This is a genomic window from Nocardia sp. JW2, assembly GCF_051843015.1.
Classification (GTDB): Bacteria; Actinomycetota; Actinomycetes; order Mycobacteriales; family Mycobacteriaceae; genus Nocardia; species Nocardia coubleae.
On record NZ_JBPXLK010000023.1, the window covers coordinates 19,587 to 46,432 of the forward strand.

28 protein-coding genes are annotated in these 26,846 nt (G+C 68.5%); 11 read left to right on the plus strand and 17 right to left on the minus strand.

Annotated elements, in window-relative coordinates; genetic code table 11:
- Nucleotides 1-19: 19 nt before the first annotated feature.
- The gene (locus ACSVDM_RS25170; RefSeq protein ID WP_067485604.1) at nt 20-1,240 is read right to left on the minus strand and encodes an acetyl-CoA C-acetyltransferase; all 1,221 of its coding nucleotides are present in this window, start codon (nt 1,238-1,240) and stop codon (nt 20-22) included.
- Between the two features lie 49 nt (nt 1,241-1,289).
- Nucleotides 1,290-2,171, minus strand: coding sequence for an SGNH/GDSL hydrolase family protein (locus ACSVDM_RS25175; RefSeq protein WP_357397510.1), 882 nt, complete (start codon nt 2,169-2,171; stop codon nt 1,290-1,292).
- 34 nt (nt 2,172-2,205) lie between these two features.
- Between ACSVDM_RS25175 and ACSVDM_RS25180 the strand changes: the two genes are divergently transcribed.
- The gene (locus tag ACSVDM_RS25180; protein WP_439268352.1) at nt 2,206-3,609 is read left to right on the plus strand and encodes an MFS transporter; all 1,404 of its coding nucleotides are present in this window, start codon (nt 2,206-2,208) and stop codon (nt 3,607-3,609) included.
- A 73-nt stretch (nt 3,610-3,682) separates the two neighbouring features.
- On the plus strand, nt 3,683-5,065 hold the full coding sequence (locus tag ACSVDM_RS25185; RefSeq protein WP_067485967.1) for a cystathionine beta-synthase: 1,383 nt from the start codon (nt 3,683-3,685) through the stop codon (nt 5,063-5,065).
- 181 nt (nt 5,066-5,246) lie between these two features.
- Here the strand turns inward: ACSVDM_RS25185 and erm are convergent, their stop codons facing one another.
- The 3 genes from erm to ACSVDM_RS25200 all read right to left on the minus strand — a co-directional run bounded on the left by erm (nt 5,247) and on the right by ACSVDM_RS25200 (nt 8,062).
- Nucleotides 5,247-5,969 (minus strand): 23S ribosomal RNA methyltransferase Erm, encoded by a 723-nt coding sequence (gene erm / locus ACSVDM_RS25190; protein ID WP_439268394.1) that lies wholly within the window; start codon nt 5,967-5,969, stop codon nt 5,247-5,249.
- 285 nt (nt 5,970-6,254) lie between these two features.
- Entirely contained in the window at nt 6,255-7,424 is a 1,170-nt protein-coding gene (locus ACSVDM_RS25195) for an FAD-dependent oxidoreductase (protein WP_439268353.1), read from the minus strand.
- On the minus strand, nt 7,421-8,062 hold the full coding sequence (locus ACSVDM_RS25200; protein ID WP_439268354.1) for a TetR/AcrR family transcriptional regulator: 642 nt from the start codon (nt 8,060-8,062) through the stop codon (nt 7,421-7,423). The genes ACSVDM_RS25195 and ACSVDM_RS25200 overlap by 4 nt, the downstream gene beginning before the upstream one ends.
- Before the next feature lie 200 nt (nt 8,063-8,262).
- Here ACSVDM_RS25200 and ACSVDM_RS25205 point away from each other — a divergent pair, with 200 nt between their 5' ends.
- Nucleotides 8,263-9,132, plus strand: coding sequence for a mechanosensitive ion channel family protein (locus ACSVDM_RS25205; protein WP_439268355.1), 870 nt, complete (start codon nt 8,263-8,265; stop codon nt 9,130-9,132).
- Nucleotides 9,133-9,190: 58 nt separating this feature from the next.
- Here the strand turns inward: ACSVDM_RS25205 and ACSVDM_RS25210 are convergent, their stop codons facing one another.
- Nucleotides 9,191-9,538 (minus strand): DUF6401 family natural product biosynthesis protein, encoded by a 348-nt coding sequence (locus ACSVDM_RS25210; protein ID WP_067485976.1) that lies wholly within the window; start codon nt 9,536-9,538, stop codon nt 9,191-9,193.
- A gap of 161 nt (nt 9,539-9,699) precedes the next feature.
- On the opposite strand from ACSVDM_RS25210, the gene ACSVDM_RS25215 reads away from it, so the two are divergent.
- On the plus strand, nt 9,700-10,008 hold the full coding sequence (locus ACSVDM_RS25215; RefSeq protein ID WP_067637840.1) for a hypothetical protein: 309 nt from the start codon (nt 9,700-9,702) through the stop codon (nt 10,006-10,008).
- Between the two features lie 22 nt (nt 10,009-10,030).
- On the opposite strand, the gene ACSVDM_RS25220 is transcribed toward ACSVDM_RS25215, so the two are convergent.
- On the minus strand, nt 10,031-11,212 hold the full coding sequence (locus tag ACSVDM_RS25220; RefSeq protein ID WP_439268356.1) for an acyl-CoA dehydrogenase family protein: 1,182 nt from the start codon (nt 11,210-11,212) through the stop codon (nt 10,031-10,033).
- A gap of 99 nt (nt 11,213-11,311) precedes the next feature.
- On the opposite strand from ACSVDM_RS25220, the gene ACSVDM_RS25225 reads away from it, so the two are divergent.
- Nucleotides 11,312-12,454, plus strand: coding sequence for a cystathionine gamma-synthase (locus tag ACSVDM_RS25225; protein WP_067637836.1), 1,143 nt, complete (start codon nt 11,312-11,314; stop codon nt 12,452-12,454).
- Nucleotides 12,455-12,549: 95 nt separating this feature from the next.
- Here ACSVDM_RS25225 and greA read toward each other — a convergent pair whose 3' ends face one another.
- Together greA and ACSVDM_RS25235 are read right to left on the minus strand one after the other, a co-directional pair.
- The gene (greA, locus tag ACSVDM_RS25230; protein WP_067485978.1) at nt 12,550-13,041 is read right to left on the minus strand and encodes a transcription elongation factor GreA; all 492 of its coding nucleotides are present in this window, start codon (nt 13,039-13,041) and stop codon (nt 12,550-12,552) included.
- A 240-nt stretch (nt 13,042-13,281) separates the two neighbouring features.
- A complete protein-coding gene (locus ACSVDM_RS25235; protein WP_439268357.1) occupies nt 13,282-13,656 on the minus strand; it encodes a DUF4307 domain-containing protein in 375 nt (124 codons plus the stop codon).
- Nucleotides 13,657-13,860: 204 nt separating this feature from the next.
- Between ACSVDM_RS25235 and mca the strand changes: the two genes are divergently transcribed.
- Both mca and ACSVDM_RS25245 read left to right on the plus strand, forming a co-directional pair.
- Nucleotides 13,861-14,727: a mycothiol conjugate amidase Mca gene (mca, locus tag ACSVDM_RS25240; protein ID WP_133733926.1), complete on the plus strand. Its 867-nt coding sequence runs from the start codon at nt 13,861-13,863 to the stop codon at nt 14,725-14,727.
- Entirely contained in the window at nt 14,724-14,993 is a 270-nt protein-coding gene (locus ACSVDM_RS25245; protein ID WP_067485627.1) for a hypothetical protein, read from the plus strand. Before mca ends, ACSVDM_RS25245 begins: the two co-directional genes overlap by 4 nt.
- Here ACSVDM_RS25245 and ACSVDM_RS25250 read toward each other — a convergent pair.
- The 8 genes from ACSVDM_RS25250 to ACSVDM_RS25285 form a co-directional block, all read right to left on the minus strand.
- Nucleotides 14,990-15,181, minus strand: a complete 192-nt coding sequence (locus ACSVDM_RS25250; protein WP_067485629.1) for a hypothetical protein — start codon at nt 15,179-15,181, stop codon at nt 14,990-14,992. The genes ACSVDM_RS25245 and ACSVDM_RS25250 overlap by 4 nt on opposite strands.
- Before the next feature lie 69 nt (nt 15,182-15,250).
- Complete coding sequence (locus ACSVDM_RS25255) at nt 15,251-15,649, minus strand: NUDIX hydrolase (RefSeq protein ID WP_067485630.1); 399 nt, start codon at nt 15,647-15,649, stop codon at nt 15,251-15,253.
- Between the two features lie 44 nt (nt 15,650-15,693).
- Entirely contained in the window at nt 15,694-16,545 is an 852-nt protein-coding gene (gene eutC, locus ACSVDM_RS25260; RefSeq protein ID WP_439268358.1) for an ethanolamine ammonia-lyase subunit EutC, read from the minus strand.
- On the minus strand, nt 16,542-17,954 hold the full coding sequence (locus ACSVDM_RS25265) for an ethanolamine ammonia-lyase subunit EutB (RefSeq protein ID WP_439268359.1): 1,413 nt from the start codon (nt 17,952-17,954) through the stop codon (nt 16,542-16,544). Before ACSVDM_RS25265 ends, eutC begins: the two co-directional genes overlap by 4 nt.
- Before the next feature lie 93 nt (nt 17,955-18,047).
- On the minus strand, nt 18,048-19,475 hold the full coding sequence (gene eat, locus ACSVDM_RS25270; RefSeq protein ID WP_439268360.1) for an ethanolamine permease: 1,428 nt from the start codon (nt 19,473-19,475) through the stop codon (nt 18,048-18,050).
- A 163-nt stretch (nt 19,476-19,638) separates the two neighbouring features.
- Nucleotides 19,639-20,034: a DUF779 domain-containing protein gene (locus ACSVDM_RS25275; RefSeq protein WP_067637832.1), complete on the minus strand. Its 396-nt coding sequence runs from the start codon at nt 20,032-20,034 to the stop codon at nt 19,639-19,641.
- 13 nt (nt 20,035-20,047) lie between these two features.
- Nucleotides 20,048-21,565, minus strand: coding sequence for an aldehyde dehydrogenase (gene adh, locus ACSVDM_RS25280; RefSeq protein WP_067485636.1), 1,518 nt, complete (start codon nt 21,563-21,565; stop codon nt 20,048-20,050).
- A 143-nt stretch (nt 21,566-21,708) separates the two neighbouring features.
- Nucleotides 21,709-22,920: a transcriptional regulator gene (locus tag ACSVDM_RS25285; RefSeq protein WP_439268361.1), complete on the minus strand. Its 1,212-nt coding sequence runs from the start codon at nt 22,918-22,920 to the stop codon at nt 21,709-21,711.
- 185 nt (nt 22,921-23,105) lie between these two features.
- On the opposite strand from ACSVDM_RS25285, the gene ACSVDM_RS25290 reads away from it, so the two are divergent.
- The 4 genes from ACSVDM_RS25290 to ACSVDM_RS25305 all read left to right on the plus strand — a co-directional run bounded on the left by ACSVDM_RS25290 (nt 23,106) and on the right by ACSVDM_RS25305 (nt 26,768).
- On the plus strand, nt 23,106-23,378 hold the full coding sequence (locus tag ACSVDM_RS25290; protein ID WP_181696607.1) for a type II toxin-antitoxin system Phd/YefM family antitoxin: 273 nt from the start codon (nt 23,106-23,108) through the stop codon (nt 23,376-23,378).
- Complete coding sequence (locus ACSVDM_RS25295) at nt 23,375-23,779, plus strand: type II toxin-antitoxin system VapC family toxin (RefSeq protein WP_439268362.1); 405 nt, start codon at nt 23,375-23,377, stop codon at nt 23,777-23,779. The genes ACSVDM_RS25290 and ACSVDM_RS25295 overlap by 4 nt, the downstream gene beginning before the upstream one ends.
- A 253-nt stretch (nt 23,780-24,032) precedes the next feature.
- Nucleotides 24,033-24,674 carry a CPBP family intramembrane glutamic endopeptidase gene (locus ACSVDM_RS25300; RefSeq protein ID WP_439268363.1) on the plus strand — a complete coding sequence of 214 codons (642 nt, stop codon included), beginning with the start codon at nt 24,033-24,035 and terminating at the stop codon, nt 24,672-24,674.
- A 42-nt stretch (nt 24,675-24,716) separates the two neighbouring features.
- Nucleotides 24,717-26,768: a thioredoxin domain-containing protein gene (locus ACSVDM_RS25305; protein ID WP_439268364.1), complete on the plus strand. Its 2,052-nt coding sequence runs from the start codon at nt 24,717-24,719 to the stop codon at nt 26,766-26,768.
- The last annotated feature ends 78 nt before the right edge of the window (nt 26,769-26,846 follow it).

Sequence of the window (26,846 nt, forward strand, 5' to 3'; positions counted from 1 at the left end):
TGTGCTATCCAGACGCTTCTCAGCTGAGGCGTTCGATGACCATGGCCATGCCCTGGCCGCCGCCGACGCACATCGTCTCCACGCCGAACTGCTTGTCGTAGGTCTGCAGGTTGTTCAGCAGGGTGGCGGTGATGCGGGCACCGGTCATGCCGAACGGGTGGCCGAGGGCGATGGCGCCGCCGGAGACGTTGAGCTTGTCCTCGTCGATCTTCAGCTCACGCGCCGAGCCGAGCACCTGCACGGCGAAGGCCTCGTTTATCTCGAACAGGTCGATGTCGGCGACCGACTTGCCCGCCAGGGCGAGCGCCTTCTTGACGGCCTCGATCGGGCCGAGGCCCATGATCTCCGGGGACAGGCCCGAGACACCGGTGGACACGATGCGCGCCAGCGGGGTGAGACCGAGTTCCTTGGCCTTGGTGTCGCTCATGATCACCAGCGCCGCGGCGCCGTCGTTGAGCGGACAACAGTTGCCCGCGGTGACGGTGCCGTCGGGACGGAACACCGGCTTGAGCTGGCTGACGGCCTCGTAGGTGACGCCGGCGCGCGGGCCGTCGTCCTTGCTGACGACGGTGCCGTCGGGCAGGGTCACCGGGGTGATCTCCCGCTCGAAGAAGCCGTTCTTGATGGCTTCCTCGGCCCGGTTCTGCGAGCGCACGCCCCAGTGGTCCTGGTCCTCGCGGCTGATGCCGGTGAGCGAGGCGACGTTCTCGGCGGTCTGCCCCATCGCGATGTAGGCGTCGGGCAGCAGGCCGTCCTCGCGCGGGTCGTGCCACGCGCCCGCGCCGCCCTCGGCGGTCTTGGCGGTGCGGGCCTCGGCCTCGGCGAACTCGGGGTTCTTGGTGTCGGGCGAGCTGTCGGCCGAACCCTTGGCGTAGCGGGAAACGGTCTCCACACCGGCGGAGATGAACACGTCGCCCTCGCCGGCCTTGATCGCGTGGAAGGCCATCCGGGTGGTCTGCAGCGACGAGGCGCAGTAGCGGTGCACGGTGGTGCCGGGGACCACGTCGAGGCCGAGCTTCACCGCGACGATGCGCCCCTGGTTGAAGCCACCCTCACCGGCGGGGGAGCCGGTGCCGAGGATGATGTCGTCGACCTGGGTGGGGTCGAGGGCAGGGACCTTGGCCAGCGCGGCCTGGACCATCTGCGCGGTCAGGTCGTCCGGGCGCATCCCGGCCAGGGACCCCTTGACGGCACGGCCGATCGGGGAGCGGGCGATGGAAACGATGACGGCCTCGGGCATGAGGACTCCTTTTCGGAAGGCTGGCGCGAACGGCTGTTGTACATACCGCTCATTCGTGAATGTACGTCTCGCTCTGCGCGACAGGAAGACCAGGGCGGCCACGCACCGCGGAGACGAGCACCGGCAACAACTGGGCGGCCGCGAGTTCGTAACCGGCTGCCGAAGGATGGAAGCCGTCGGTCGCGAAGAGGATCTCGGGAGCCGCCCGGAACTCCGAGGCCACCAGCGGCGAGCCCATCGGCACCGCGATTCCCCCGGCCAGCGTGGTCGCCACCGTCTGCGCCTTGCCGAGCCGCACACTCCAGTTCGCCACCACCGTGCGCAACGGTTGCGGGATGGCGGTGACGGTGCCGAGGTTGGGACACGTGCCGACGACGACCAGCGCGTCGGCCTCGCGCAACCGCGATACCGCCTGCGCGAGCCTGCGGGCCGAGGCACGGATCGAATGCTTCTTGGTGATGTCGTTGGCGCCGACCAGGATCACCGCCGCGTCCGGCGGCGGGCCCGCGATGAACATCGCGTCGACCTGTCCGGCCAGGCCCTTGGAGGTGGCGCCGGAGATCGCCTTGGTACTCAACCGGATCCGCATGCCGGTGGCCTCGGCCAGGCCGCGGGCCAGGCGCACACCCGGCACGTCGGCGGCGCCGAGGCAGCCGAGACCGGCCGCGGTGGAGTCGCCGAAGATCATCAGGTGCAGGTCGAACGGGACGTTCTTGCGCCATGGCTCGGGCAGGGTCGCACCGGGGGCGTACACGCCGTCGGCCTCGGGCGGCTTGGAGGTGTCACGACCGATCACCGCGCGTGCGGCGCCTGCCTGGGTCATCAGCAACCGGTAGGTCGCCCAGGAGACGGTGCCCGCGCCCGACCCGGCGAGGACGGTCGTGGCGCCGGTGACCGCGGCCGTGCGCCAGCTGATTCGAGGTGCGCTCACATCCGAAAATTCTACGGCGGACTATGGTGCGGGAGTGGGTAAGGCGCCCGAGCTGTTGCGACTCGGCGAACCGGCCGGGCGACGGCTGCTCGCCGCCACCGTGCTCGGCTCGGGGATGGGGTTTCTCGACGGCACCATCGTCAACGTCGCGCTTCCCCGGATCGGCTCCGAACTGCACGCCGACCTGGCCGCGCTGCAATGGGTGATCAACGGCTACACCCTCGCACTCGCCTCACTGATCCTGGTCGGTGGCGCGCTCGGCGACCGGTTCGGCCGCAAACGGATGTTCGCCTGGGGTGTCGCCGCGTTCGCTGTCACCTCCGCGCTGTGCGCGCTCGCGCCGACGATCGAAACCTTGATCGCGGCACGGCTGTTGCAGGGCGTCGCCGCCGCCCTGCTGACCCCGGGCAGTCTGGCGCTGGTCGAGTCGTCGTTCGTTCATCACGACCGGATGCGGGCCATCGGCGCCTGGACCGGCATGCTCGGCGTCGCCACCGCGGGTGGCCCGGTGCTCGGTGGCTGGCTGGTCGGGCTGTCGTGGCGGTGGGCGTTCGCGATCAATCTCCCGCTGGCCGTGCTCACCCTGCTGCTGTTGCGCGGCGCGCCCGAGTCACGCGACGAACGCGCGGACGGCAAGCACTTCGACCTGCCCGGCATCGTGCTCGCGCCGGTGGCGCTGGCCGCGGTCACCTGGGCGCTGACCGAATGGCCCGACACCGGCGCCACGCCCGCGACGGTCGGCGCCGCGGCGACGGGTGTGGCTGCCGCCGTGGCGTTCGTCGTCGTCGAACGGCGGGCGCGGTATCCGATGGTGCCGCCCGAGATGTTCGCCGACCGGGTCTTCACCCTCATCAACGTGGTGACGCTGCTCGTCTACGCCGCGCTGTCCGGATCGATGGTGTTCATCGCCCTGTTCCTCCAGATCGGCGCCGGCTGGTCGCCGTTGGCGGCCGGGGCGGCGAGCGTGCCGATCAGTGTGCTGATGTTCCTGCTCGCGGCGCGATTCGGCGCCGTCGCCACCCGGTTCGGGCCACGCAGGCCGATGGTGATCGGCGCGTTGGTCCTGGCCGGTGGGCTGGCGCTGCTCGCGGGTGCGCCGCGCGACCCCGGCTTCGTGACCGACATCCTGCCCGGGATGCTGGCCATGGGCCTCGGCCTCTCGATGCTCGTCGCCCCGCTGACCGGTACCGTCCTCGCCGCCGCACCGGCGGGTCGGGCGGGGGTCGCCAGCGGCATCAACAACGCGGTCTCGCGCACGGCCGGGTTGCTCGCCGTCGCCGCGTTGCCGCTGCTGGTCGGGCTTTCCGGGCACGCCTACGCCGACGCCGATGCCGTCACCGCGGCCTATCGCGGCGCCTTGTGGTGGTGCGTGGGGCTGGTGCTCGCCGGGGCAGTCGTCACCGCTGTCGGCCTGTCGGGGCGTCGCGCCGCCGGGTGATGGACCGGTGCGTTGGCACATACTGTCGGACCAGGTCGCGACCTGCGCGCGAGGTTCTGCAACTATGGAGCTCATGCGCATCGCGGATCATGTCGTCGACCTCATCGGCAACACCCCACTGGTTCGGCTGAACTCGGTGGTCGGCCCGAACGCGGGCCTGGTCGCCGCGAAGATCGAATACCTCAACCCGGGCGGCAGCTCCAAGGACCGCATCGCGGTCAAGATGATCGATGCCGCCGAGGAAGAGGGCCTGCTGAAGCCGGGCGGCACGATCGTCGAGCCCACCTCGGGCAACACCGGTGTGGGCCTGGCCCTGGTCGCCCAGCAGCGCGGGTACAAGTGCGTGTTCGTCTGCCCCGACAAGGTGAGCGAGGACAAGCGCAACGTGCTGCGTGCCTACGGCGCCGAGGTCGTGGTCTGCCCGACCGCCGTGCCGCCGGAGCACCCCGACAGCTACTACAACGTCTCCGATCGCCTGGTCCGCGAGATCGACGGCGCCTGGAAGCCCAACCAGTACTCCAACCCGGGCGGCCCGGAAAGCCATTACGAGACCACCGGCCCCGAGATCTGGGCCGACACCGAAGGCAAGGTCACCCACTTCGTCGCGGGTGTCGGCACCGGCGGCACCATCACCGGCACCGGCCGCTACCTCAAAGAGGTCTCGGGCGGGAAGGTGAAGATCATCGGCGCCGACCCCGAGGGCTCGGTGTACTCCGGCGGCACCGGCCGCCCCTACCTCGTCGAGGGTGTCGGTGAGGACTTCTGGCCCACCGCCTACGACCCGGCCGTGCCCGACGAGATCATCGCCGTCTCCGACGCCGACTCCTTCGAGATGACCCGTCGCCTGGCCCGGGAAGAGGGCCTGCTCGTCGGCGGCTCGTGCGGCATGGCCGTGGTCGCCGCGATCGAGGTGGCCCGGCGCGACCCCGACGCCGTCGTCGTGGTGTTGCTGCCCGACGGTGGCCGCGGCTACCTGTCGAAGATCTTCAACGACAAGTGGATGAGCTCCTACGGCTTCCTCACCACTCCGCTCGAGTCGGGCCCGGAACCGCTGGTCGGTGACGTGCTGCGCGGCAAGTCGGGCGAGCTGCCCGACCTGGTGCACACCCACCCGTCGGAGACCCTGCGCGACGCCATCGAGATCCTGCGCGAATACGGTGTCTCGCAGATGCCGGTCGTCGGCGCGGAACCGCCGGTGATGGCGGGCGAGGTGGCGGGCAGCGTCACCGAACGCGACCTGCTCTCGGCCGTCTTCGAGGGCCGCGCTCAGCTCACCGACTCGGTGGCCCAGCACATGAGCCCGTCCTTCCCCCTGATCGGCTCGGGCGAACCTCTCTCGACCGCCACCAAGGCCCTGTCCGACACCGACGCGCTGATGGTCGTCGAAGACGGCAAGCCCGTCGGCGTCATCACCCGCCACGACCTGCTCGGCTTCCTCAGCACCGGCTCGATCTGAGATCAGACCGACGCGAAGGCCGCCCGTGAGCTGAGGAGCTGACGGGAGTGGACGCCGAGCACGCTCGGCGTCGTGCTGCGCAACATCGTCTGGGGTGAGCAGGCAGCGAAACGGCGGCGCGATCAGAGTGACGATGAAGTCCCGCAGGGCGGTCGCTGTGGACCGCCCTGCGGGACGTCGGTCAACCCAACGCGGAGTGTAGGTTCACCCACTGCTCCGGGTGGACATAGGCGACCACCGTGTCGTGGGCGATGCCTGCGCTGTGCAGGGCCGTGTCCACTCCCTGGTAGCGCCTTCGCAGCGCGGTACCGACCGAGCCGCCGATTCCGGAGTATGCGGTGCGTACCAGTTCGGTGTAGGAGTCGCGATGGGAGACAAGGGGTGTCGGTCGGCGGTCGAGTCGCAGGATGGCGGCGTCGACTGCCGGGATCGGGCGGAAACTCGTGCGGGGGATGTGGCCGCGTAGTTGCCAGTCGAACCACGGCCAGGTCAGGGCGGTTGTCAGGCTCCATCTTCCGTAGTCGCCGGTGTGTTTGCGGGCGTACTCGCGTTGGGTGAGCAGGGTCGCCGAGGTGAGGGCCGGTGCGCTCAGGCACCAGTCCACGATCCGTGCGGTGGCCGAGAACGGGATGTTGCCGACCACCGCGAACTCGGTGCGTGGCGCCTTGGCGTTGGTGAAATCGCCTCGGACCACCTGGATTCCGTGCTCGCCCCTGGTCTGGGCCGAGAGCTTGGCCGCGAGCAGTGGATCGATTTCGTAGGCGGTGACCTCGGCCCCGCGCCGGGCGAGTGCCCGGGTGAGCACGCCCTCGCCCGCACCGGGTTCGAGCACGGTACCGGCTGAATCTGCGACGGTCATCAGTAGTTCGACCGCATGTGGATCCACCAGGAAGTTCTGTGACAGCGTTCTTCTGTTCGGGTCACGCGACGTACGGCGGCCCCCACGCGCGGTGACCTTGCGCTGGGTGTGTGAATAGTTCTTGTGTGAATGGTCCTGCGCCACGGCAGTTGCCCCTTCGGGTCATCGAGTCGGAAGAGTCTCGATGGGCCCTGGGCGCGCCGGTGGACGCGAGAGTGCAGATCCGCGTCCGCTAGCGGGCCAGAGCCCGGGCGTGGCGGATGCGGATGAATACGGGGCACGACATGCGGATCACGCTAGAACCCGGTCTATTCGGTTCGCAACCGAATTTCACGCCCCGCTGACTGTTCGTGTGCGCAGGGTGGCCACCGCCGACTCGGCGGCGATCAACGCGCTGTTGATGGAGATCTCCCCGCGCATGCCGGGCGCGGCGACCATGTCACCGGCCAGGTACACCCCGTTGCCCCGGTCGACGGCCGGACGGTCGCGCCAGGTGGTGCCCGGGAGGTCGAGGGCGCCGGTGCGGTTCTTCGCGGTGGCTTTGCGGTGGAAGGTCTTGCGGGAGCGCCAGTCCGGGATGGTGGCGTCGGCGAAGGCTTCGAGGCGGTGGTGGGCGGCATCGCGGGATTCGCCCGGGCGGACGGGCATCTGGAGCTGGTAGAGGGATTCGCCCGCGGGAGCGATGGAGTCGTCCTGCATGGTGTAGGACTCGTGGAAGCCGCCTTCGTCCAGGTCGAAGACGATGCTGCGGTCGCGCCGGTCCCGGGTGACGGCGATATCGAGGAGGGCGGCGAAACCGCCGGTGGCATGGAGGCTTTCGTCACCGAGCAGCCGTCGCGCCGCTTCGAGTTCGGTAGCGACGATGACGGGGCCGTCGGTGGGCAATGTGTCCACGCGCGAACCGGTTTCGATGGCCACACCGAGTTCGCCCGCGCGCGCGACCATCCGGTCGACGGTGCGCTGCCAGCCGCCACGCACCCACCGCACAGCCGGAACCTTGGGTCCGAGTGCGCGCTGGAAGAGTTCCCAGACGAAGGCGGCGGACAGGCGGCCGGTGTCGGCGTCGTAGGTGAGCACGCTGATCGCGTTGGCCAGTTGGGTGGCGGTGTGCTCGCCCCAGCGCTGCGCGGCCCAGGTGTGGAAGTCGACGTCGACCGGTGCCTTCAGCCACTTGCGTGACTGCGCCCGCAGCATCCCTATCGGTGGCACCCGGCGCAGTCTGCCGTCCGCACGGAAGCCGAGCTTCGCGGCGTCCACCGGTGAGGGCCAACCGAGCCCGGTGACGAAGCCGCGCTTCTTCAGCCAGGCGTAGTGCGGTCCGTCGGCATAGAAGACGTGCGCACCGTCGTGTGCGACATACGGTCCGGTGATGGCGCGGGCCCGGCCGCCGAGCGTGGCATGTGCCTCGTAGAGGCGAACGGTCGCTCCTGCTTCGGCGGCGGCGATCGCCGCGGTGAGTCCGGCGAGTCCGCCGCCGATGACTGTGATGGGTGTGTTCATCCTCGGTCCTGTTCCTCGTGGTCCGCGCGGTCGAGCCGGGCGGCGATCATCTCTGCGGTTGCTCTCAGGTAGCGTTCGGCGTCGACATCGGCGGGGTGGGCGCCGTCGAAGATGTCGCGGATGAGCCAGTAGTGGGCGACTGCCCCGGCGACCACGGCGGCCGTGGCCTCCCAATCCTGTTCGCGCCGTGTGGAGCCGGCCAGTTCGGTGAGTACGCCGGTGATCACCCGCATCACCGTCGCGTACTCCTGCTGCCGGAACACTTCGAGCAAACCTTCGGGAATCGAGTTGTCCCGCATCAGGATCCGGCTCACGTCACGGTCGTGGTCCATTCGCGCCAAGCCGATCCGGCACAGCGCTGTCAGCTTGTCGACGGTGCTGCCCGACGGCGCGAGCGCCGCCGCGATCGAGGTGTTCGGCGCGAGCAGCGGTTCCCACGCGCCGCGTTCGGACAGCCGCGACGACACCGCCTCGACCAGCAGCTCGTCCTTGGACCGGAAGTGCCGGTAGAGCCCGCCGGCACCGCTGGACAACCCCGCCGCCCGCTCGATCTGAGCCACCGAGGTTTTGGCGAACCCCTGCTCACCGAACAACCGCAGCGCCTCGGTCATGATCCGCTCGCGCGTCGACGGCGTCACCGGCACCTCCTGCTGTAAGTAACCACTTACTTACAGACTGGGCCGCGATGGCTCCGAGCGCAAGAGCGGATCGTGTGGCTCATCCCACGTGCGAGAAAGTAGGCAACTTTCTCGCAACCGGCTGGTTCGGACCGATTCATGGGGGTAAGCCTCCGATGACACTCTCGGCAAATCGGGCGGGAAGAGCGAAAGGAAGTGCTGTGGACAACTCCGTCGTCGCGATCGACTTCCAGCAAGGCTTCAATGACGCTTGGAGTTCGGTAGCGCAATTCGTGCCGAAATTGGTTGCCTTCATCGCCATCCTGCTGATCGGCTGGATCATCGCGAAAGTAGTGGCGAAGGTGGTGAACGCGGTGCTCGAGCGGGTCGGTTTCGACCGGCTGGTCGAGCGCGGCCAGATCAAGAAGATGATGGCCAAGAGCAAGTACGACGCCTCTGATCTGCTGGCCAAGCTGGCCTACTACGCGATCCTGCTGATCGCGCTGCAGATCGGTTTCGGTGTGTTCGGCCCCAACCCGGTCAGTGACCTGCTCACCGGCATCGTGGCCTGGCTGCCGAAGGCGGCGGTGGCGATCGTGATCGTGGTGATCGCGGGTGCGGTCGCGCACGCGGTCGGCGAACTGGTCACCAACGCGCTCGGCGGCCTGTCCTACGGTTCGCTGCTCGGCAAGATCGCCTCGGTCTTCATCTGGGCGATCGGCATCATCGCGGCCCTGAACCAGATCGGTGTCGCCACCACGGTGACCACCCCGATCCTGATCGCGGTGCTCGCCACGATCGGCGGCATCCTCGTCGTCGGCGTGGGCGGCGGCCTGGTCCGGCCCATGGAGCAGCGCTGGAGCAGCTGGCTCGGCAACCTGGAATCGGAGATGCCCGCGCTCAAGGGTGAGGCCCAGGCCTACCAGCGCGGTCGTGAGGACGTGACGCGCGAGGGTCAGCGGGTGCCGGGTTCGCACACCCAGCAGACCCAGCAGGAATGGGCGACTCCCGGCGCGGGCGGCAGCCCGCAGGCCGGTGGCTACCCGCAGACGGGCCAGCAGCCCGGCTGGGGCGGGGAAACCGCGAGGTAGGAACCAACCGGCGCCGGCGTTCCGTCACCGCTTCGGTGGCGGAGCGCCGATTCCGGTTTCAGGCGCCGGCGTGGTGGCAGACGGCCGCGAGCCGGTACTGCAGCCAGTCGGCGTCGTGCCAGGTCTGCGGCGCCACCCCCGCGAACACACCCGCTCGCTCCGCGACCACCTGATCGAGCAGCCCGCGCACGTATCCGGCCAGCAGGATGGCGAGCGGAAGCCGCGCCGCCTCCTCGACCCCGTACTCGAGAATGTCGCGGACGGCGGCGGCGTGCTGGTCCAGCTGCGCCAGCACCCCTGGGTGCTGCGCCGCGGCGGCGGCCGCGGGGACGCCGTATTCGATGTTCAACTGTCGCAGATGTCGCCGTGCCGAAATTTCGAGCAGTGCGGGGCCGAGCGAAAACACCACCAGATGGTAGCGAATCCGTCATAGAGCGGCGAACGCGGCGCAACTTTACGATCCTGTGCACAGACTTGCGTGAAGTGCCGCACCGATGGATTCTGGGCGGGTATAACCGATTCGGGAGAACTTTCGGCAAACCAGCTCGGCGAGCGAAAGGATCTACGGTGCACGTCACCGATTCGGCGGTTCAGCTGCTGTGGGCGAACCCTGTCGTCGCCGCGGGCGCCGGTTACACGGCGCGCTCCGGTGTCACGGGGCTGCTGCGGCACCGGCCTTACGCGCGGGTGCTCGGCCGATTCGTCGCGGCTTTCCTCTGGGGTAGCGGCGGAGTCGCCGCGCTCACCGCCCTCGGGGTTCCCCTCGGCCTCACCCTCCCGCTCGCTCTCACGGTGCTCACCGTGGTCGCCCTCACGCTCACCCTCGTCTTCGCCGGCGGAATGATCCGCCCCGCGACCGCCGACTCGACGGACTGATCCGGCCGTCGAGTCGACCGGCCTAGCGGAAAGCGTTCGCGTCGGTGAGCGCCTTGCCCAGCACCAGTTGATGCACCTCGGCCGTGCCCTCGTAGGTCAGCACCGACTCCAGGTTGTTCGCGTGCCGCAGCACCGGGTAGTCGAGGGTGATCCCGTTGGCACCGAGAATCGTGCGGCATTCGCGGGCGATGCGGATCGCCTCACGCGTGCTGTTGAGCTTGCCGGCGCTGATCTGTTCGCTCGTGATCTCGTGTCGGTCCTTCAACCGGCCGAGGTGCAGGGCCAACAGCTGTCCCTTGCCGAGCTCGAGCGCCATGTCGGCCAGCTTGGCCTGGGTGAGCTGGTAGCCGGCCAGCGGCTTGTCGAACACCTCGCGGGTGCGGGCGTAGTCGACGGCGGCGGCGAGGCAGTCGCGGGCGGCACCCAGCGCACCGAAGACGATGCCGAACCGCGCCTCGCTCAAGCACGCCAGCGGCGAACTCAACCCGCGTGACTCGGGAAGTACCGCGTCGGCGGGCAGGCGTACGTCATCGAAATCCAGTGCGGCGGTGAGGGATGCGCGCAGCGACAATTTCCGGTGGATCTCCCGGGTAGTGAATCCGGGGGTGCCTGCCGGTACGAGGAACCCGCGCACCCGTGGCTTGTCGTCGCCGGGCTCCTCGGCATAGGCCCACACCACGGCGATATCGGCGACGGAGCCGTTGGTGATCCACATCTTCGACCCGTTGAGCACCCAGTCGTCACCGTCGCGGCGCGCGCGGGTGCGCATGCCGCCGGGGTTGGAGCCGTAGTCGGGTTCGGTGAGCCCGAAGCAGCCGATCAGCTCACCGGCCGCCATGGCGGGCAGGTACTGCTGCTTCTGCTCCTCGGACCCGAAGAAGTGGATGGCCGTCATGGCGAGTGAGCCCTGCACCGACACCATGCTGCGCACACCGGAGTCCACGGCCTCGAGTTCCTGACAGGCCAGGCCGTAGGCGGTGGCCGACGCGCCCGCGCAGCCGTACCCCTCGAGGTGCATGCCGAGCAGTCCGAGCTTGCCGAGCTCGGGTGCGATGTCGCGGGCGGGGAAGGTGCCCGCCTCGAACCACTCCGCGATGTGCGGGCGAAGTCGTTTCTCGCCGAATCGGGCGACGGTATCCCGGATCTCACGCTCCTCCGGGGACAGCAACGCATCGATCGCGAACAACTCTTCCACGGTCACCATGGCGTCAGCTTAACCGTGGCACCGTCACCGAATCGGGCACTTCGTGCAGGCGTGATACCCGTGCGCGACCGGCCGGATCCGGGCATCTAGTCTGAGTCCATGAGTGAGCTGGGATTCTCGACCAGGGCCGTGCACGCCGGATATGAACCCGATCCTCAGACCGGTGCGGTGAACGTCCCCATCTACGCGAGCTCCACCTTCGCCCAGGACGGCGTCGGCGGCATGCGTGGAGGCTACGAGTACGCGCGCACCGGCAACCCGACCCGCACGGCACTGGAAGCCAACCTCGCCGCCCTCGAATCGGGCAGCTACGGTCGCGCCTTCGCCTCGGGTATGGCCGCGACCGACTGTGCGCTGCGCGCGGTGCTGCGCCCCGGCGACCACATCGTCATCCCCGACGACGCCTACGGCGGCACCTTCCGGCTCATCGACAAGGTGTTCAGCCAGTGGGGCATCGAGCACTCGCCCGCCCACATCGCCAACCTCGACGAGGTCCGCGCGGCCATCCGCCCCAACACCAAACTGGTGTGGATCGAGACGCCGACCAACCCGCTGCTGAGCATCGGTGACATCCCCGCCCTGGCCGACATCGCCCACGCGGCGGGCGCCAAGCTCGTCGTCGACAACACCTTCGCCACCCCGTACCTGCAGCAGCCGCTGCTGCTCGGCGCCGACATCGTCGTGCACTCGACCACCAAGTACCTCGGCGGTCACTCCGATGTCGTCGGCGGCGCGCTCATCACCAACGACGAGGAACTCGACAAGGCCTTCGCGTTCCTGCAGAACGGCGCGGGCGCGGTGCCCGGCCCGTTCGACGCCTTCCTCACCCTGCGCGGCATCAAGACCCTCGCCGTGCGCATGGAGAAGCACTGCGACAACGCCGAGGTGATCGCGGAGTTCCTCTCGAACCACCCCGCTATCTCGAAGGTGATCTACCCGGGCATGCCCACGCACCCCGGCTACGAGATCGCGCAGAAGCAGATGCGCCGCAGCGGCGGCATGATCTCGGTTCGCCTGGCCGGTGGCCGGGAGGCGGCACTGAAGTTCTGCTCGCGCACCACGATCTTCACCCTCGCCGAATCGCTGGGCGGCATCGAGTCGCTCATCGAGCACCCGGGCGCCATGACCCACGCCAGCACCGAGGGCTCGGCCCTGGAGGTGCCAGCGGACCTGGTGCGGCTCTCGGTGGGTATCGAGGACATCAGCGACCTGCTCGCCGACATCGAACAAGCGCTGAGCTGAGCGGGGACCAGAGAATGACGAAGCGGCCGCATCCGGTATCCGGGTGCGGCCGCTTGCGTTCGGGTTCTATTTCACGGGGCTCGAGGCGGCCGTGTTCAGCCGTGGTAGGGCTCCGCGCTGACCAGGGTCACCTTCATGGTGTTGCCGTTGGGCAGCGTGTATTCGCGGGTCTCGCCCACCTTGGCGTCGATCAGCGCGCCGCCGAGCGGGGAGTTCGGCGAGTAGGTCTCGAGATCGGTGGCGCCGAGGCCCTCTTCGCGGGTGGCGATCAGGAAGGTCTCGGTGTCGCTCTCGTCGCCGTCGTAGTAGACGGTGACGACCGAACCGGGCAGTGCCACACCGGACTTGGTGGGTGCCACGCCGACCTTGGCGTTGTTGAGCAGCTCCTGCAGCTGGCGGATGCGCGCCTCCTGCTGACCCTGCTCCTCACGCGCGGCGTGGTAGCCACCGTTCTCCTTGAGGTCGCCTTCTTCGCGACGCTCGTTGATCTCGGCGGCAATGACCGGACGATTGGCAATGAGCGAGTCCAGCTCACTCTTGAGCCTGTCGTGCGACTCCTGGGTAAGCCAGGTCACATTCTCGGTCATCTCGATCACTCCCTAGTAGTTGTTCCCGGCGCACCGGGATTCCCTGAAACCGGCGCCACGCCCCCGGTAGGAGGGCATGCACCAGCCCGACGGCTGGAGCGATCCTGGGGGTGAACCCGTAACCCGGAAACAGCATCGCTGGCCGCCAATGCAGCAAACACGGCTCCGAGCCCCGGAACCGTGTATCCAGCTATTTTAGCATGTCTCACAAAGATGCAGGTCAGGGCCGATCGCGCGGTGTCAGCGCAGCCGCAGATAGCTGGGCACGTCCTCGGTGCAGCCGTAGATGTCGCCCGCCGAGGGGCGGCTCGATGCCTTGACCGTGGTGCTCACCTGCACGCTGGTCGCCTCCGAGCCGGGCACGAGGATCTCGCGCCTGCCCACTTCGGCACCGTCACGGTCCATCGCCCGTACGAAGCACACCACGGCGTTGCCCGGCTCGTCGCGAGTCACCTTCACCCGCATCTCCAGCGTGGAGTCGTCGACGACCACGTAACCGAGCTGCTCGGTCTCGATCGCCTTCGGGCCGTATTTCTGGAAACCGAGATAGGCGACCACGAAGCCGGCGACCACCACGCCGACACCGAGCAAAGCGAGCACCCAGGGGCGACGCACCGGTGGTTTTGTGCCATACCGTTCGGCGTGTCGCGCTGCTGAGGCGGCCGAGCTCGCGGCGGAGTGCGGTGCGGGCTCGGTCATCGGTTCTCGCTCCCGGGGGTGGTCGGAACAAAAGTGGGGTCGGATGGAACTATAGGGACTGTAGTTCTGACACCCGCGAGCGAGAGCGATGGTGAACGAGACGTGAGTGGCCTTCGCCTCATGGCGGTGCACGCCCACCCCGACGACGAATCGAGCAAGGGCGCCGCGACCACGGCCAGGTACGCGGCCGAGGGCGTCGACGTCCTTGTCGTCACCCTGACCGGTGGCGAACGCGGCAGCATCCTGAACCCGGCCATGGACACCCCGGGTGTTCTCGACCGGATCGAGGAGATCCGGCGCGAGGAGATGGCCGCGGCCGCCCACGCGCTCGGTGTGCGCCAGCAGTGGCTCGGTTTCGTCGACTCCGGTCTGCCCGAGGGCGACCCGCTGCCGCCGCTGCCCGAGGGTTGCTTCGCCCTGGTCCCGCTCGAGGAGGCCACCGAGGCATTGGTGAAGGTGGTGCGCGAGTTCAAACCGCACGTGATCACCACCTACGACGAGACCGGCGGTTACCCGCACCCCGACCACATCCGCTGCCACGAAGTGTCGGTGGCCGCGTTCGACGCGGCGGGCGACCCGGAGGCGTTCCCCGACGCGGGCGAACCGTGGACCCCGCTGAAGCTGTACTACGACCACGGCTTCAGCCAGAAGCGCCTGGAAACCTTCGCCGCCGAGTTCGAGCGTGAGGGCAAGCCGTTCCCGCTGCAGGAATGGCTGGACCGGATGCGTCAGTACGCGGCGGCGCGCGGCGACATCATGGCCCGGGTCACCACGCAGATCGAGTGCTCGAAATACTTCCCCCAGCGTGACGACGCCCTGCGCGCGCACGCGACCCAGATCGATCCCAACGGCGCGTTCTTCGCGATCCCGTTGGAGATGCAGCAGCGGCTGTGGCCGACCGAGGAGTTCGAATTGGCCAAGACCAGAGTATCCACCGCCATCCCGGAGACCGACCTGTTCGCCGGTATCGAGGACGCCGACCGGTGATTCTGGCTCTCCTCGCACAAGACCCCGGCACCCCGACCGGCCCGGAGTTCGGCAAGGCCTCCCCGCTCGGCCTGCTGATCGTGTTGATCCTGCTGGCCGGCACCGTCCTGCTGGTTCGTTCGATGAACAAACACCTCAAGGGCCTGCCGGAGACATTCGAACCCGAACATCCCGAACCGGACCAGAAGGCCGACGAAGGCACCGACCCGGGCGCGATCCCGGACACCGGCGACGGCACCGAACCGCCGAAACCGGCGGCGACCTAACGGGCCAGATCGGCCACCAGTTCACCGATCAGATCGCGAGCGGCCTCGGCATGTTCGGCGATCTGTCGTGGCGCGCCGCTGGCACTGAGCTCGATGGTCTTGTTGATCAAGCCGAACGCGATGATCAGCTGCCGCAGAGCAGCCCGGCGCTCGGACGGTGTCATGTCGGAAGCCGTCGGCTGGGTCATCGTCACAGCTAAGGGATCGCCGCAGGTGGCGGGTTCGTTTCGCCCGAGACGCAATCGTTGCCGCCGCGATCACCAGTCGATGAGGTCGAGTTCGTGCAGGCGGCGGAATACCATCATCGAACCCGGCGCCACCTGGGTCATGCCCGCGTATTCGCTCACCGTGAAGTACCGGAATTCGGCGATTTCCCCGGTGGCCTGCGGTTCGCCGGTGAGGTCGGCGAGGAAACACGTCATGTGCAGCGGGGTGTTGCGGCCGTGGCCGAACGCCTCGGCCTCGAAGATGCCGAGCTCGGACACACCGTCCAGACCCACGCCGAGCTCCTCCTCGATCTCGCGATGCAGAGCTTGTAAAGGGGTCTCGCCGGGATCGATCTTGCCGCCCGCCATGTAGAAGACATCCTTGCCTTCCGGGCGCGTCTGGATCAGCCTGCGGTCGCGAACATGGGCGAGGGCGGCGGTGCGGATCATGGGTTCACTCTATTGAGCGAACGGCTTGGAATCATGTCGAACGGTCAGGTGTCTGGGTCACCGACCGTGAGACTGGTCTCGTCCGATCCGGTGAGGGCACGTGAGGTGTCCTTGAGGTCGACTCCGGAGCGGCCGAGTGCACGGGCGCCCGCGACGAGCCCGGCAACCACCCGTGCCGCATCGGCATAGGCCAGACCGTCCGGTGGGTGGATATTGGACACACAGTTGCGTTCGGCATCGGCACGGCCGGGGCGTGGCGCGTGGGTGAGATAGATGCCGAGGCTGTCGGCCACGGACAGACCGGGCCGTTCCCCGATCACGACGAGCAGGGTCCGCACGCCCATGGCCTCGGCGATGTGGTCGCCCAGCGCCACCCGCGCCTGGGTGGCGATCACGGGTGGGGCGATGGTGTAGCCGCCGAGTTCGCCTGCCAGCGCGGACAGCAGGCCCGCGCCGTGGTCGGTGAGTGCGCGGGGAGACAGGCCGTCGGCGAGGACGATGCCGATATCGAAGTCGCCGTGGGTGATCGGTGACAGGTCGGCGGGGAGCCTGCCGAGATCGGGGCGGCGCAGGTACTCCGAGCGGGAGGCGGCCTTACTCGTCACCGTCACCGGCTCGCCGAGCCCGAGTTCGGCTATGCGGGTGGCGAATTCGTCGACAGCCAGCGGTTCGTGCACGGCGTCCCTGGCGGCGGCGTGGGCTGCGCGCAGGGCGAGCACCTCGCTGGTCGGCAGGGCGTTGCCGGTGCGGCCGAGTCCGATCCTGGACTGGGTGGTGCTGCGCAACTGAGCCCAGAAGTCTTGGGAAACATCAGTTTCGGAACTATTGCTCGTCTCCGGCACGGCCGCCGTATCTCGCACGATCTCGGCTTCGCGCGGCGAGTTCGAGCCGCTCATCGGGTGCCCGCCAGTGCGCGCAGGGGAGAGGACAGCGGTTCCACTTGGCGCAGTCTGCCTTTCGCGTCGAGCATGCCGAGTCCCGACAACCACGCCTCGAATTCCGGTGCGGGGCGCAGGTCGAGGACCTTGCGGACATAGAGGGCGTCGTGGAAGCTCAGACTCTGGTAGCCGAGCATCACGTCGTCGGCACCGGGCACCGCGATGACGAACGCGCAGCCCGCCGCGCCGAGCAGGGTGAGCAGGGTGTCCATGTCGTCGGCGTCGGCTTCGGCGTGGTTGGTGTAGCAGACATCGACGCCCATCGGCAGGCCGAGCAACTTCCCGCAGAAGTGGTCCTCGAGCCCAGCGCGGATGATCTGCTTGCCGTCGTAGAGGTACTCGGGCCCGATGAAGCCGACCACCGTGTTGACCAGCAGCGGCTCGAGATCGCGGGCCACGGCGTAGGCGCGCGCTTCCAGCGTCTGCTGGTCGACCGGCCGATTCCCCACGCCCAGATGGGCATTCGCGCTCAGCGCCGAACCCTGCCCGGTCTCGAGGTACATCACGTTGTCGCCGACCGTGCCGCGCCGCAGCGATCGACCCGCCTCGTTCCCCTCGCGCAACAGCGAGATGTTCACGCCGAACCCGGAATTGGCGCCCTCGGTGCCCGCGATGGACTGGAAGACCAGGTCCACCGGAGCACCCGCCTCGACCAGGCCGATGGTGGTGGTGACGTGGGAGAGCACGCACGACTGGGTGGGGATGTCGAATCGCAGGCGCACCTCGTCGAGCAGGTGCAGCAGGTCGGCGGTGGCCTGGGGTGAATCGGTTGCCGGGTTGATGCCGATCACCGCGTCACCGCAACCGAGCAGCAGGCCGTCGAGGGTGGCGGCGGCGATCCCGCGCGGGTCGTCGGTGGGGTGGTTGGGTTGCAGGCGGGTGCTCAACCGGCCGGGCAGGCCGATCGTCGTGCGGAACGCCGACGTCACCGTGGCGGCCCTGGCCACCGCGATCAGGTCCTGGTTGCGCATGATCTTGCTGACCGCGGCAACCATTTCCGGGGTGAGACCGGGCGAGACGGCGGTCAGGGTCGCCGCCGCGTCGTCGGTCGCGGCGACGGCGAGCAACCAGTCGCGCAGCCCACCGACGGTGAGATGCGCGATCGGCGCGAAGGCCGCGCGATCGTGGCTGTCGATGATCAGGCGGGTGACCTCGTCGGACTCGTAGGGCACGACCACCTCGGTGAGGAAGGTCCGCAGCGGCACTTCCGCCAGCGCCCACTGCGCGGCCGCGCGCTCGGCGTCCGTGTCGGCCGCACAGCCGGCGAGCTGGTCCCCGCTGCGCAGCGGGGTGGCCTTGGCCAGCAGGTCGACCAGTCCGTCGAAGGTGTAGGTGGTGACGTCGATGGTGCTGCGGTACTTCGTCATCGAAGTGCGGCGCCGGTCGGCGCCGTCCTCCTCTCGCGAGTGCGTGGTTGACGCTCGGCAGACACGGCCGAGCGGGGGACAACGGTCAGCGGATCACTCGAGTTCCTCTTCGGCTTTCGCCAGCGCGGCGAATTCCTCGTCGGGCGACTTGGCGACCAGGTGGTGGCGACTGTAGAGGCCGAAGTACGCCATGAAGGCGCAGAACACGCCGAGGGTGAACAGCGCCGCCTTCGGGTCGACCAGGAAGGTCGCCGCCACCGAGGCGGCCGCGATCACCAGCGCGAACGAGGTGGTGGCGATGCCGCCGGGGGTCCGGTAAGGGCGGGGCATGTTCGGTTCACGGACGCGAAGCACGATGTGGCTCACCATCATCAGCACGTAGCTCACCGCCGCGCCGAACACGGCCATGTTGAGCAGCATGGCTCCCTCGCCGGTGAGCGAGAGGGCGAAGCCGATGATGCCGGGCACGACGAGCGCGAGCATCGGCGCCTTGCGGGAGTTGGTCACCGACAGGCTGGTCGGCAGGTACCCGGCGCGGGAGAGCGCGAAAGTCTGGCGCGAGTAGGCGTAGACGATGGAGAAGAAGCTGGCAACGAGTCCGGCCAGGCCGATGTAGTTGACGACCTTGGCCGCCGGGCTGTCGCCGAGCGCCTCGACCAGCGGGTTGCCCGAGGCGGAGGCGTCCTGGGCGCCGAGCGCACCGGTCACCAGGAACAGCACCACCGCGCCGGTGACCATTAGCATCAGCATCGCCACGATGATGCCCTTGGGCACGTTCTTCTCCGGTTCACGGGCTTCCTCTGCGGCCAGCGGCACGCCTTCGACGGCGAGGAAGAACCAGATGGCGAACGGGATCGCCGCCCAGATGCCCAGGTAGCCGAACGGGAGGAACGCCGAGGAGCCGGTGGCCGCCGCGTCGGGCGCGATGTTCGTCAGGTTGGCGGCATCGAACCGGCCGACCGCCGCGATCGCGAACACGACCAGGCCGACCAGTGCGATCGCGGTGATCACGAACATCGCCTTGAGCGCCTCACCCGCGCCACCGAGATGGATGCCGATGAACAGCGCGTACACCGCCAGGTACACCCACCAGCCGTCGGTTATCCCGAACAAGTTCAGCGATTCCACATAGGCGCCGATGAAGGTGGCGATGGCGGCGGGCGCGATCGCGTATTCGATGAGAACCGCTGTGCCAGTAGCGAACCCACCCCAGGGCCCGAGTGCGCGCCGGGCGAAGGTGTAGCCACCGCCCGCGGCGGGCAGCGCCGAGGACAGTTCGGCCATGCCGAGGACCATGGCCAGATACATGCCGGCGATGATCACCGAGGCGATCAGCAGGCCACCGAATCCGCCTTCGGCCAGGCCGAAATTCCAGCCGGAATAGTCGCCGGAGATCACGTAGCTCACGCCGAGACCCGCCAGCAGCACCCAGCCGGCGGTGCCGGACCGCAGAGTACGTTTGGCGAGATAGTCGTCGGCGGGTGGGTCGGCGGTGGGGGCGGGAACGGCGTCGGTACTCACAGGTAAAGCTCCTCATCAACAAACAAGCGCGTAGCGACGGCAACGGTGATCGTCGAGGGTTGAAGAATGGTTGACGACTGTTACGGCCGTGGATCCCGCAGATCAGCGGCGCGTATCAAGCGCCGCCGACCTGCGGAAACAGTGTGATAGTTGGTGTTTCACATCACGGTGAAACGGTGTCACCGGTGGGTGGCGGCGGCTGGGAATCCAGCTCCGCCACCTCCTCGTCGGTGAGCAGGCGTGAACGGATCAGGAACCGCACGCCCTCGGGGGCTTCCAGCGAGAAACCGCTGCCCCGGCCCGGCACCACGTCGACGGTGAGATGGGTGTGCTTCCAGTATTCGAACTGGTCCGCACTCATCCAGAACGGGATGTCACCGGGCAGATATCCCAGCAGCACGTCCGAGCGACCCACGCGGAATTCACCGCGTGGGTAGCACATGGGGGAGCTGCCGTCGCAGCAGCCGCCGGACTGGTGGAACATGACCGGGCCGTGCAGCCCGGTCAGGTCACGGAGCAGCGTCGCCGCCTTGTCGGTGAGGTCTACTCGTCGGACCATCAGCGGCGCGCCATCAGAAGAAGCCGAGCTTCTGCGGCGAGTAGCTGACCAGCAGATTCTTGGTCTGCTGGTAATGCTCGAGCATCATCTTGTGGTTCTCGCGGCCGATGCCGGACTTCTTGTAGCCGCCGAACGCCGCGTGCGCCGGGTAGGCGTGGTAGCAGTTCGTCCACACCCGGCCCGCCTTGATGCCGCGGCCGAGGCGGTAGGCGGTGTTCATGTCCCGCGTCCATACGCCCGCGCCGAGACCGTAGAGGGTGTCGTTGGCGATCTTCAGTGCCTCGTCGGTGGAGTCGAAGGTGGTCACCGCGACGACCGGGCCGAAGATCTCCTCCTGGAACACGCGCATGTCGTTGCTGCCCTTGAAGATCGTCGGCTCGATGTAGAAGCCGCCGTCCAGGCCGTCGACAGCGCGGACCGCGCCGCCGGTGAGTACCTCGGCGCCTTCCTTCTTGCCGATGTCGATGTAGGACAGGATCTTCTCGAACTGGTCGTTGCTGGCCTGCGCGCCGATCATGGTCGCCTCGTCGAGCGGGTTGCCGCTGACGATGGCCTTGGTGCGCTGCACGCAGCGTTCCATGAACTCGTCGTAGATCGACGACGCGATCAGCGCCCGCGACGGACACGTGCACACCTCGCCCTGGTTCAGCGCGAACATCACGAAACCCTCGACGGCCTTGTCGAGGTAGTCGTCGTCGGCGGCCATCACATCGGGCAGGAAGATGTTGGGGCTCTTGCCGCCCAGCTCCAGGGTGACCGGGATGATGTTCTCGCTGGCGTACTGCATGATGAGCCGGCCGGTGGTGGTCTCACCGGTGAAGGCGACCTTGGCCACGCGCGGGCTGGACGCGAGCGGCTTGCCCGCCTCCACCCCGAAACCGTTGACCACGTTGAGAACTCCCGGCGGCAGCAGATCCGCGATCAGCTCCACGACCTTCATGATCGAGGCCGGTGTCTGCTCGGCGGGCTTGAGCACCACCGCGTTACCGGCGGCCAGCGCGGGCGCCAGCTTCCAGGTGGCCATCAGGATCGGGAAGTTCCACGGAATGATCTGGGCGACAACGCCGAGCGGCTCGTGGAAGTGGTAGGCGATGGTGTCGCCGTCGACCTCGCTGATCCCGCCCTCCTGCGCGCGCAGCGCACCGGCGAAGTAGCGGAAGTGGTCCACCGCCAACGGCAGGTCGGCGGCGAGGGTTTCGCGAACCGGTTTGCCGTTGTCCCAGGTCTCGGCGACAGCCAGGGCCTCGAGATTCGACTCGATGCGGTCGGCGATCTTGTTGAGGATATTGGCGCGCTCGGCGGCGGAGGCGGCGCCCCAGGCGTCGGCGGCGCGGTGCGCGGCATCGAGGGCCAGCTCGATGTCGGCGGCGGTGGAACGGGCGATCTCGCAGAACGGCTGACCGTCCACCGGCGAGGTGTTCTCGAAGTACCGGCCTTCGACCGGCGGAACCCACTTGCCGTCGATGAAGTTGTCATACCTGGGGGCGTAGCTGACGATGCTGCCCTCGGCGCCCGGCTTGGCGTAGATCATGTGCGGAAACTCCTCGCTGGTTCCGGTAATGCGTGACGCCCATCACTATCCACCCCGAGGGTTGATGAAACGTTGAGAGCGGATCTCGTGGCGCCCGATGCCGGTGATCACGGCCCGGAAAACGGCTCTTGCGCTGCGGCGGCCTATGCCCTCTGCGCGCTGTGCAGGCGGGCGGTGGCTACAGCTCGGCGGGGGTCGCGGACCGGGAGCAGCAGGAGGGCGTGTTCGTGGACGGCAATGTCGTCGGGGGCGGCTTCGCCGTAGGTGAGGGCGTGGTGGGGGTCGGGGCTGGCCAGGACCGCGTTGCGCATGGCGACGGCGAGGTAGCCGCGCCATTCGGTGATGCCGGGTGTTTCCGAATCCGGAAGCAGCGGACCGTGATACAGCCGGACGGCGGTGTCGAGGTCGCCGGATTCCAGGGCGCGCAGCACGTCGAGCGCGTCGCAGGACAGGGGAGTGGTGAAGCGGTAGACGCGGTTGGTGATGTCGCCACCGGTGGCGCGGCGCAGGTACGACATCTCCGATTTCAGGGTGCTCGCGCCGACCGCGCGGTCACCGTAGACGGCGTAGTGCAGGCGTTCGTGGCTGTAGCCGTCGTCGCTCAGCGCGAGCAGGGTGAGGATCTCGAGCTGACGTGGGCGCAACCGGATCGGGGTGCCGTCGCGCATCAACCGGCCGGTGCCGAGGCAGGTCAGCCGCATGCCCGCCGGTGCGGGTGTGGCCGCGTGCAGTTTGGCTTCGATGGCACTGGTCATGGTGCGCACGGTGGCCATGGCCAGCGGGTGGGAGCGTTTCCAGGTGGTCGACAGGTCGAGCACACCGAGCAGTGTGCCGTCAGCCGCGCGGATCGGCGCGCAGTAGCAGACCCAGCCGTGCAGGGCGGCGACGAGATGTTCGGCCGAGAACACGGTGTGCGGCCGATCGGTGCGCAACGCCAGCGATAGCGCGTTCGTCCCCATATGCGCCTCGTCCCACCGCCCACCCGGCGCGAAGTTCACCTGCTCGGCCCGCCGCCGCATGACCGGCCCGCCGTAGGTCCACAGAATCGTCCCCGAAGCATCGGTCACCGCCGCCACATACCCCGCGTCGTCGGCCACGCTGTGCAACTGGTCCTTCAACTCGCTCACCGGCCCACGCAGCGGCGACTCGGCCCACTTCGGCCCGATATCCGTCTCGCTCTCGGGCGCGCAATCGCGCCCAGGATCCACCGTCCGCAACGACCGCAACCACGACTGCGCCACCTCGGCCCGCACCCCGGAACTCCGCCCGAGCGCCGATTCCCCCGCAGGCACCCACTGCGCCCACTCCCGCTCCAGCGCAGCCCGCTGCGCGGAGAGCGTCAGCTGCGGTGCCATGGGGTTCCTGTCCGGTCGCTATCAGGGCCTTCGCCCCCAATAATGCCCCACCTACGCCCCGCCCAACAGCCGTTTCGGTGGTGGTCCCGGTGAGCGGCGCACCGGTGCTCCGGAAAAAGTTCGCTACCCCCTCACTGCGAGCCAAGGGTGTAGCCCGGTGTAGCACGCAGGGCTACACTTGACCTATGAGGCAGATCAGTCAGCGCGAGCTGCGGAACAATTCCGCGGCGATCATGGATGCCGTGGAGGCGGGCGAGACCATCCTGGTCACCCGAAACGGTGTCGAGATCGCCGAGGTGCGGCCGGTCAGCCGGCGTCGGCGCCGCAGCGCGGAAGAACTGGTCGCACGGCATCGTGGTCTGCCCCGGGTGGACTATGCCGCGATGCGTCGGGAAGCCGACGAATTCTTCGGCACCGAGGACAGGATCGGCGACGACGACCCCTGGAGCGGCCGGTGAGCGTCAGGCATCCGGCGGGGGTTCTCGATACGTGCGCCTACCTCGACCTCGGATCGCTCGACCCGAGCGATCTTCCGGAGACTCCGGAGATCACCGCCATCACCCTGGCTGAACTCAATCAAGGCATCGCGATGGCCAAGGATCCGGTGAGCCGGGCCGAGCGTTCGGAGCAACTCGGCGCCGCGATCGTCGAATTCGACCCGCTGCCGTTCGACGAAGCCGCGGCGACTCGGTACGGAACTTTGGTCGCGCTCACCATCGCCGCGAACCGGGACCCACGTCCTCGGCGGATGGACCTGCTCATCGCGGCGATCGCGTCGGCGAACTCGCTTCCGCTCTACACACGCAACGCCTCCGATTTCAAGGGGCTGGAGAGCATGCTCGAGGTTGTCGCGCTCTGAGGTGCTGGGGCGGAGCAGGAACTTGTCAATAGCGCTGCGGTACAACAACTGAATCGGACTGCGGTGTGATGTGTGGCTGGGTGGGGACAGTCAAGGTGGTCACGTGCGTATCGCCGACACCTCCCCGAGTCATGCCGACATGAAGCGAACGGCAGGTGGGGTGAAGGTTGCGATCGGTGTTTACGTTGCGACCACCCTTGCCGCTTCGGTGTTCTTCCTTGCGGTGCAACCGCTTTCGGGGATAGATCGGGCCGTGCTTTCGCTGGTTCAGTTCGCCCCGGCAGTCGGTGCGCTGGTCACCTGGCTGGTGTTCCGGAAGACCGTCGCTGCGGTGCTCCCGGCTGCGGTTTCCGGCCGGCGGGTGGCGGGGAATGTCGCGGCGATGGTCGCGGTGTGTGTCGGGTACTGGTCGATGCTGATGGTGGCGGCGGTTGTGTCGGGGACGGCCACCGTGGGGGCTGCGGCTGTCGGGAGTGTGCCGTTCGTCGTGTTTCTCGTGGTGCAGTTGCTGGGTGCCGGTGGGGAGGAAATCGGCTGGCGCGGGCTGATGCAGCCGATGCTCGAATCGCGGATGGCCAGGTTGGGGGCGGTGTCGGTGACCGGGGCGGTGTGGGCGTTGTGGCATATCCAGGCCTTCACGGCCGGGCCGGTGGTCGCGGGGTGCTTCTTCGTGGCGACGATGGCGTTCGCGATGGTGCTCGGCTATCTGGGCACGGGGAGTTTCGGTCAACGTGTGCTGGTCGCCTCGGTTGGGCACTGGTTGATCAATATCGCGGGATATCTGCTGGCCGGGGATGCGACGACGGACCGGCCGCAGATCGTTTTCGTCGCGGTAGCCGCCGTGCTGGTCGCCGTCGCCACCATGACGGTTCGCGCGGTGGAAACCCGCCGCTGATGGTTGTCGGCACTGTCTCCGCGTGTGTGGCACGCTGGCAGCGTGAACCGGTTGGGTAGCGCGACTTCGCCGTATCTGCGTCAGCACGCCGACAACCCGGTGCATTGGCGGGAGTGGGATGCCGATGCACTGGCCGAGGCGGCCGAGCGGGATGTGCCGATCCTGCTCTCGGTCGGGTACGCGTCGTGTCACTGGTGCCATGTGATGGCGCACGAGTCGTTCGAGGACGCGGCGACCGCCGAGCAGATGAACGCCGACTTCGTGTGCGTGAAGGTCGACCGGGAGGAACGCCCCGACCTCGACGCGGTGTACATGACCGCGACCGTCGCCATGACCGGGCAGGGCGGGTGGCCGATGACCTGCTTCCTCACCCCCGACGGTGCGCCGTTCTACTGCGGCACCTACTACCCCAAGCAACCGCGCGGCGGGATGCCCTCGTTCACCCAGTTGCTCACAGCCATCACCGAGACGTGGCGCAACCGCCGCGACGAGGTGGACAAGGCCGCCGACCAGGTCACCGAGGCATTGCGTGCGCAGGCGACCGGCCTGCCGGACGGCGAGATCGCCCTCACCACCGAACTTCTCGACAAAGCGGTCCTCGCCGTCGCCGCCGACGAGGACCGGGTACACGGCGGATTCGGTGGGGCACCGAAGTTCCCGCCGTCGGCGATGCTCGAGGGCCTGCTGCGGCATTGGGAACGCACCGGTGACCAGGCCGTGTTCGACCTGGTGGAGCGCGCGGCCGAGGCGATGGCGCGCGGCGGTATCTACGACCAGTTGCGCGGCGGGTTCGCCAGATACGCGGTCGACGCGAATTGGCTTGTGCCGCACTTCGAGAAGATGCTCTACGACAACGCCCTGCTGTTGCGCGCCTACGCTCACCTGGCCAGACGCGCACCGGCGACCCCCTTGGAATCGTTGCCGCACAGGGTTTCCCGCGAGACGGTCGAATTCCTGCTCGCCGACCTCGGCACCGCCGAGGGCGGATTCGCCTCCGCGCTCGACGCCGACACCCACCTCGAGCCGGGCGGTCCGGGTGTAGAGGGCGCCACCTATGTGTGGACGCCCGCCGAGCTGGTCGGCGAACTCGGCCCGCTCGACGGCATGTGGGCCGCCGACGCGTTCGGTGTCACCACGGCGGGCAACTTCGAACAGGGCACCTCCGTGCTCACCCGCCACAGCGACCCGGTCGACGCCGAACAGTCGGCCCGGTTCGATCGGTTGCGCGCCGAGCTGTTCCGGATCCGCGCCGAGCGCCCGCAACCGGCGCGCGACGACAAAGTGGTCACCGCCTGGAACGGGATGGCCATCACCGCGCTCGCGGAAGCCGGTGCGGCGCTGGAGGAACCGTCCTGGGTGGCGGCGGCCGTGCGGTGCGCGCGTTTCCTGCTCGACGTGCACCTCGTCGACGGACGCCTGCGCCGCGCCTCCCTCGACGGTGTCGCGGGCGTCCCACCCGCTGTGCTCGAGGACTACGCCTGGCTCACCACCGGTCTGCTCGCTCTGTACCAGGCCACCGGCGAACCCGATTGGCTCGCCGCCGCCCAGGTGATCCTCGACGCGGCGATCGAGCATTTCGCCGACCCCGACCGTCCCGGCAGCTGGTTCGACACCGCCGACGACGCCGAAACCCTGGTGACCCGCCCCCGCGACCCCATCGACGGCGCCACCCCCTCGGGCACCTCGGCCCTCGCCGAGGCTCTGCTCACCGCCTCGGCCGTCGCCGATCCCGACCGCGCCGTCCACTACCGCGAACTGGCCGACCACACCCTCGCCCGCGGCGCGCTCCTGCTCGACCGCGCGCCACGCACCGCGGGCCATTGGCTCGCCGTCGCCGAAGCCGCCGTCCGCGGCCCGTTCCAGGTGGCCATCGCCGCAACCGAAAAGACCTCGGCCACCATGGAACTCCTGGCAGCCGCCCGCACGGCCGCACCGGGCGGCTCGATCGTGCTGGCCGCACCCCCGGACGCCGCGCCACTGCTCACCGACCGCCCCCTCGTCGACGGCCACCCCGCCGCCTACGTCTGCCGAGGCTCGATCTGCGACCTCCCCGTCACCGACCCCGCCGACCTGACTCTGGCGCTGCGCACCTGACAGAGGGTCTCGGCCTGGTCTTGTCGGCAATTAGGCGCGACCTACGGCCTTGTGGGGCAAGCGATTCGGCTGGTCGGC

What these genes read in the sequence shown, in the direction of transcription:
- mca (WP_133733926.1), top strand. Translation starts at nt 13,861, where the DNA reads ATGGCGGTGCACGCCCACCCCGACGACGAATCGAGCAAGGGCGCCGCG.
- ACSVDM_RS25185 (WP_067485967.1), top strand. Translation starts at nt 3,683, where the DNA reads ATGCGCATCGCGGATCATGTCGTCGACCTCATCGGCAACACCCCACTG.
- adh (WP_067485636.1), bottom strand. Translation starts at nt 21,565, where the DNA reads ATGATCTACGCCAAGCCGGGCGCCGAGGGCAGCATCGTCAGCTACGCC.
- ACSVDM_RS25250 (WP_067485629.1), bottom strand. Translation starts at nt 15,181, where the DNA reads ATGACCCAGCCGACGGCTTCCGACATGACACCGTCCGAGCGCCGGGCT.
- ACSVDM_RS25265 (WP_439268359.1), bottom strand. Translation starts at nt 17,954, where the DNA reads ATGACGAAGTACCGCAGCACCATCGACGTCACCACCTACACCTTCGAC.
- ACSVDM_RS25285 (WP_439268361.1), bottom strand. Translation starts at nt 22,920, where the DNA reads ATGGCACCGCAGCTGACGCTCTCCGCGCAGCGGGCTGCGCTGGAGCGG.
- ACSVDM_RS25255 (WP_067485630.1), bottom strand. Translation starts at nt 15,649, where the DNA reads ATGATCCGCACCGCCGCCCTCGCCCATGTTCGCGACCGCAGGCTGATC.
- ACSVDM_RS25170 (WP_067485604.1), bottom strand. Translation starts at nt 1,240, where the DNA reads ATGCCCGAGGCCGTCATCGTTTCCATCGCCCGCTCCCCGATCGGCCGT.
- ACSVDM_RS25195 (WP_439268353.1), bottom strand. Translation starts at nt 7,424, where the DNA reads ATGAACACACCCATCACAGTCATCGGCGGCGGACTCGCCGGACTCACC.
- ACSVDM_RS25220 (WP_439268356.1), bottom strand. Translation starts at nt 11,212, where the DNA reads ATGGTGACCGTGGAAGAGTTGTTCGCGATCGATGCGTTGCTGTCCCCG.
- eutC (WP_439268358.1), bottom strand. Translation starts at nt 16,545, where the DNA reads ATGAGCGGCTCGAACTCGCCGCGCGAAGCCGAGATCGTGCGAGATACG.
- ACSVDM_RS25290 (WP_181696607.1), top strand. Translation starts at nt 23,106, where the DNA reads ATGAGGCAGATCAGTCAGCGCGAGCTGCGGAACAATTCCGCGGCGATC.
- greA (WP_067485978.1), bottom strand. Translation starts at nt 13,041, where the DNA reads ATGACCGAGAATGTGACCTGGCTTACCCAGGAGTCGCACGACAGGCTC.
- ACSVDM_RS25225 (WP_067637836.1), top strand. Translation starts at nt 11,312, where the DNA reads ATGAGTGAGCTGGGATTCTCGACCAGGGCCGTGCACGCCGGATATGAA.
- ACSVDM_RS25275 (WP_067637832.1), bottom strand. Translation starts at nt 20,034, where the DNA reads ATGGTCCGACGAGTAGACCTCACCGACAAGGCGGCGACGCTGCTCCGT.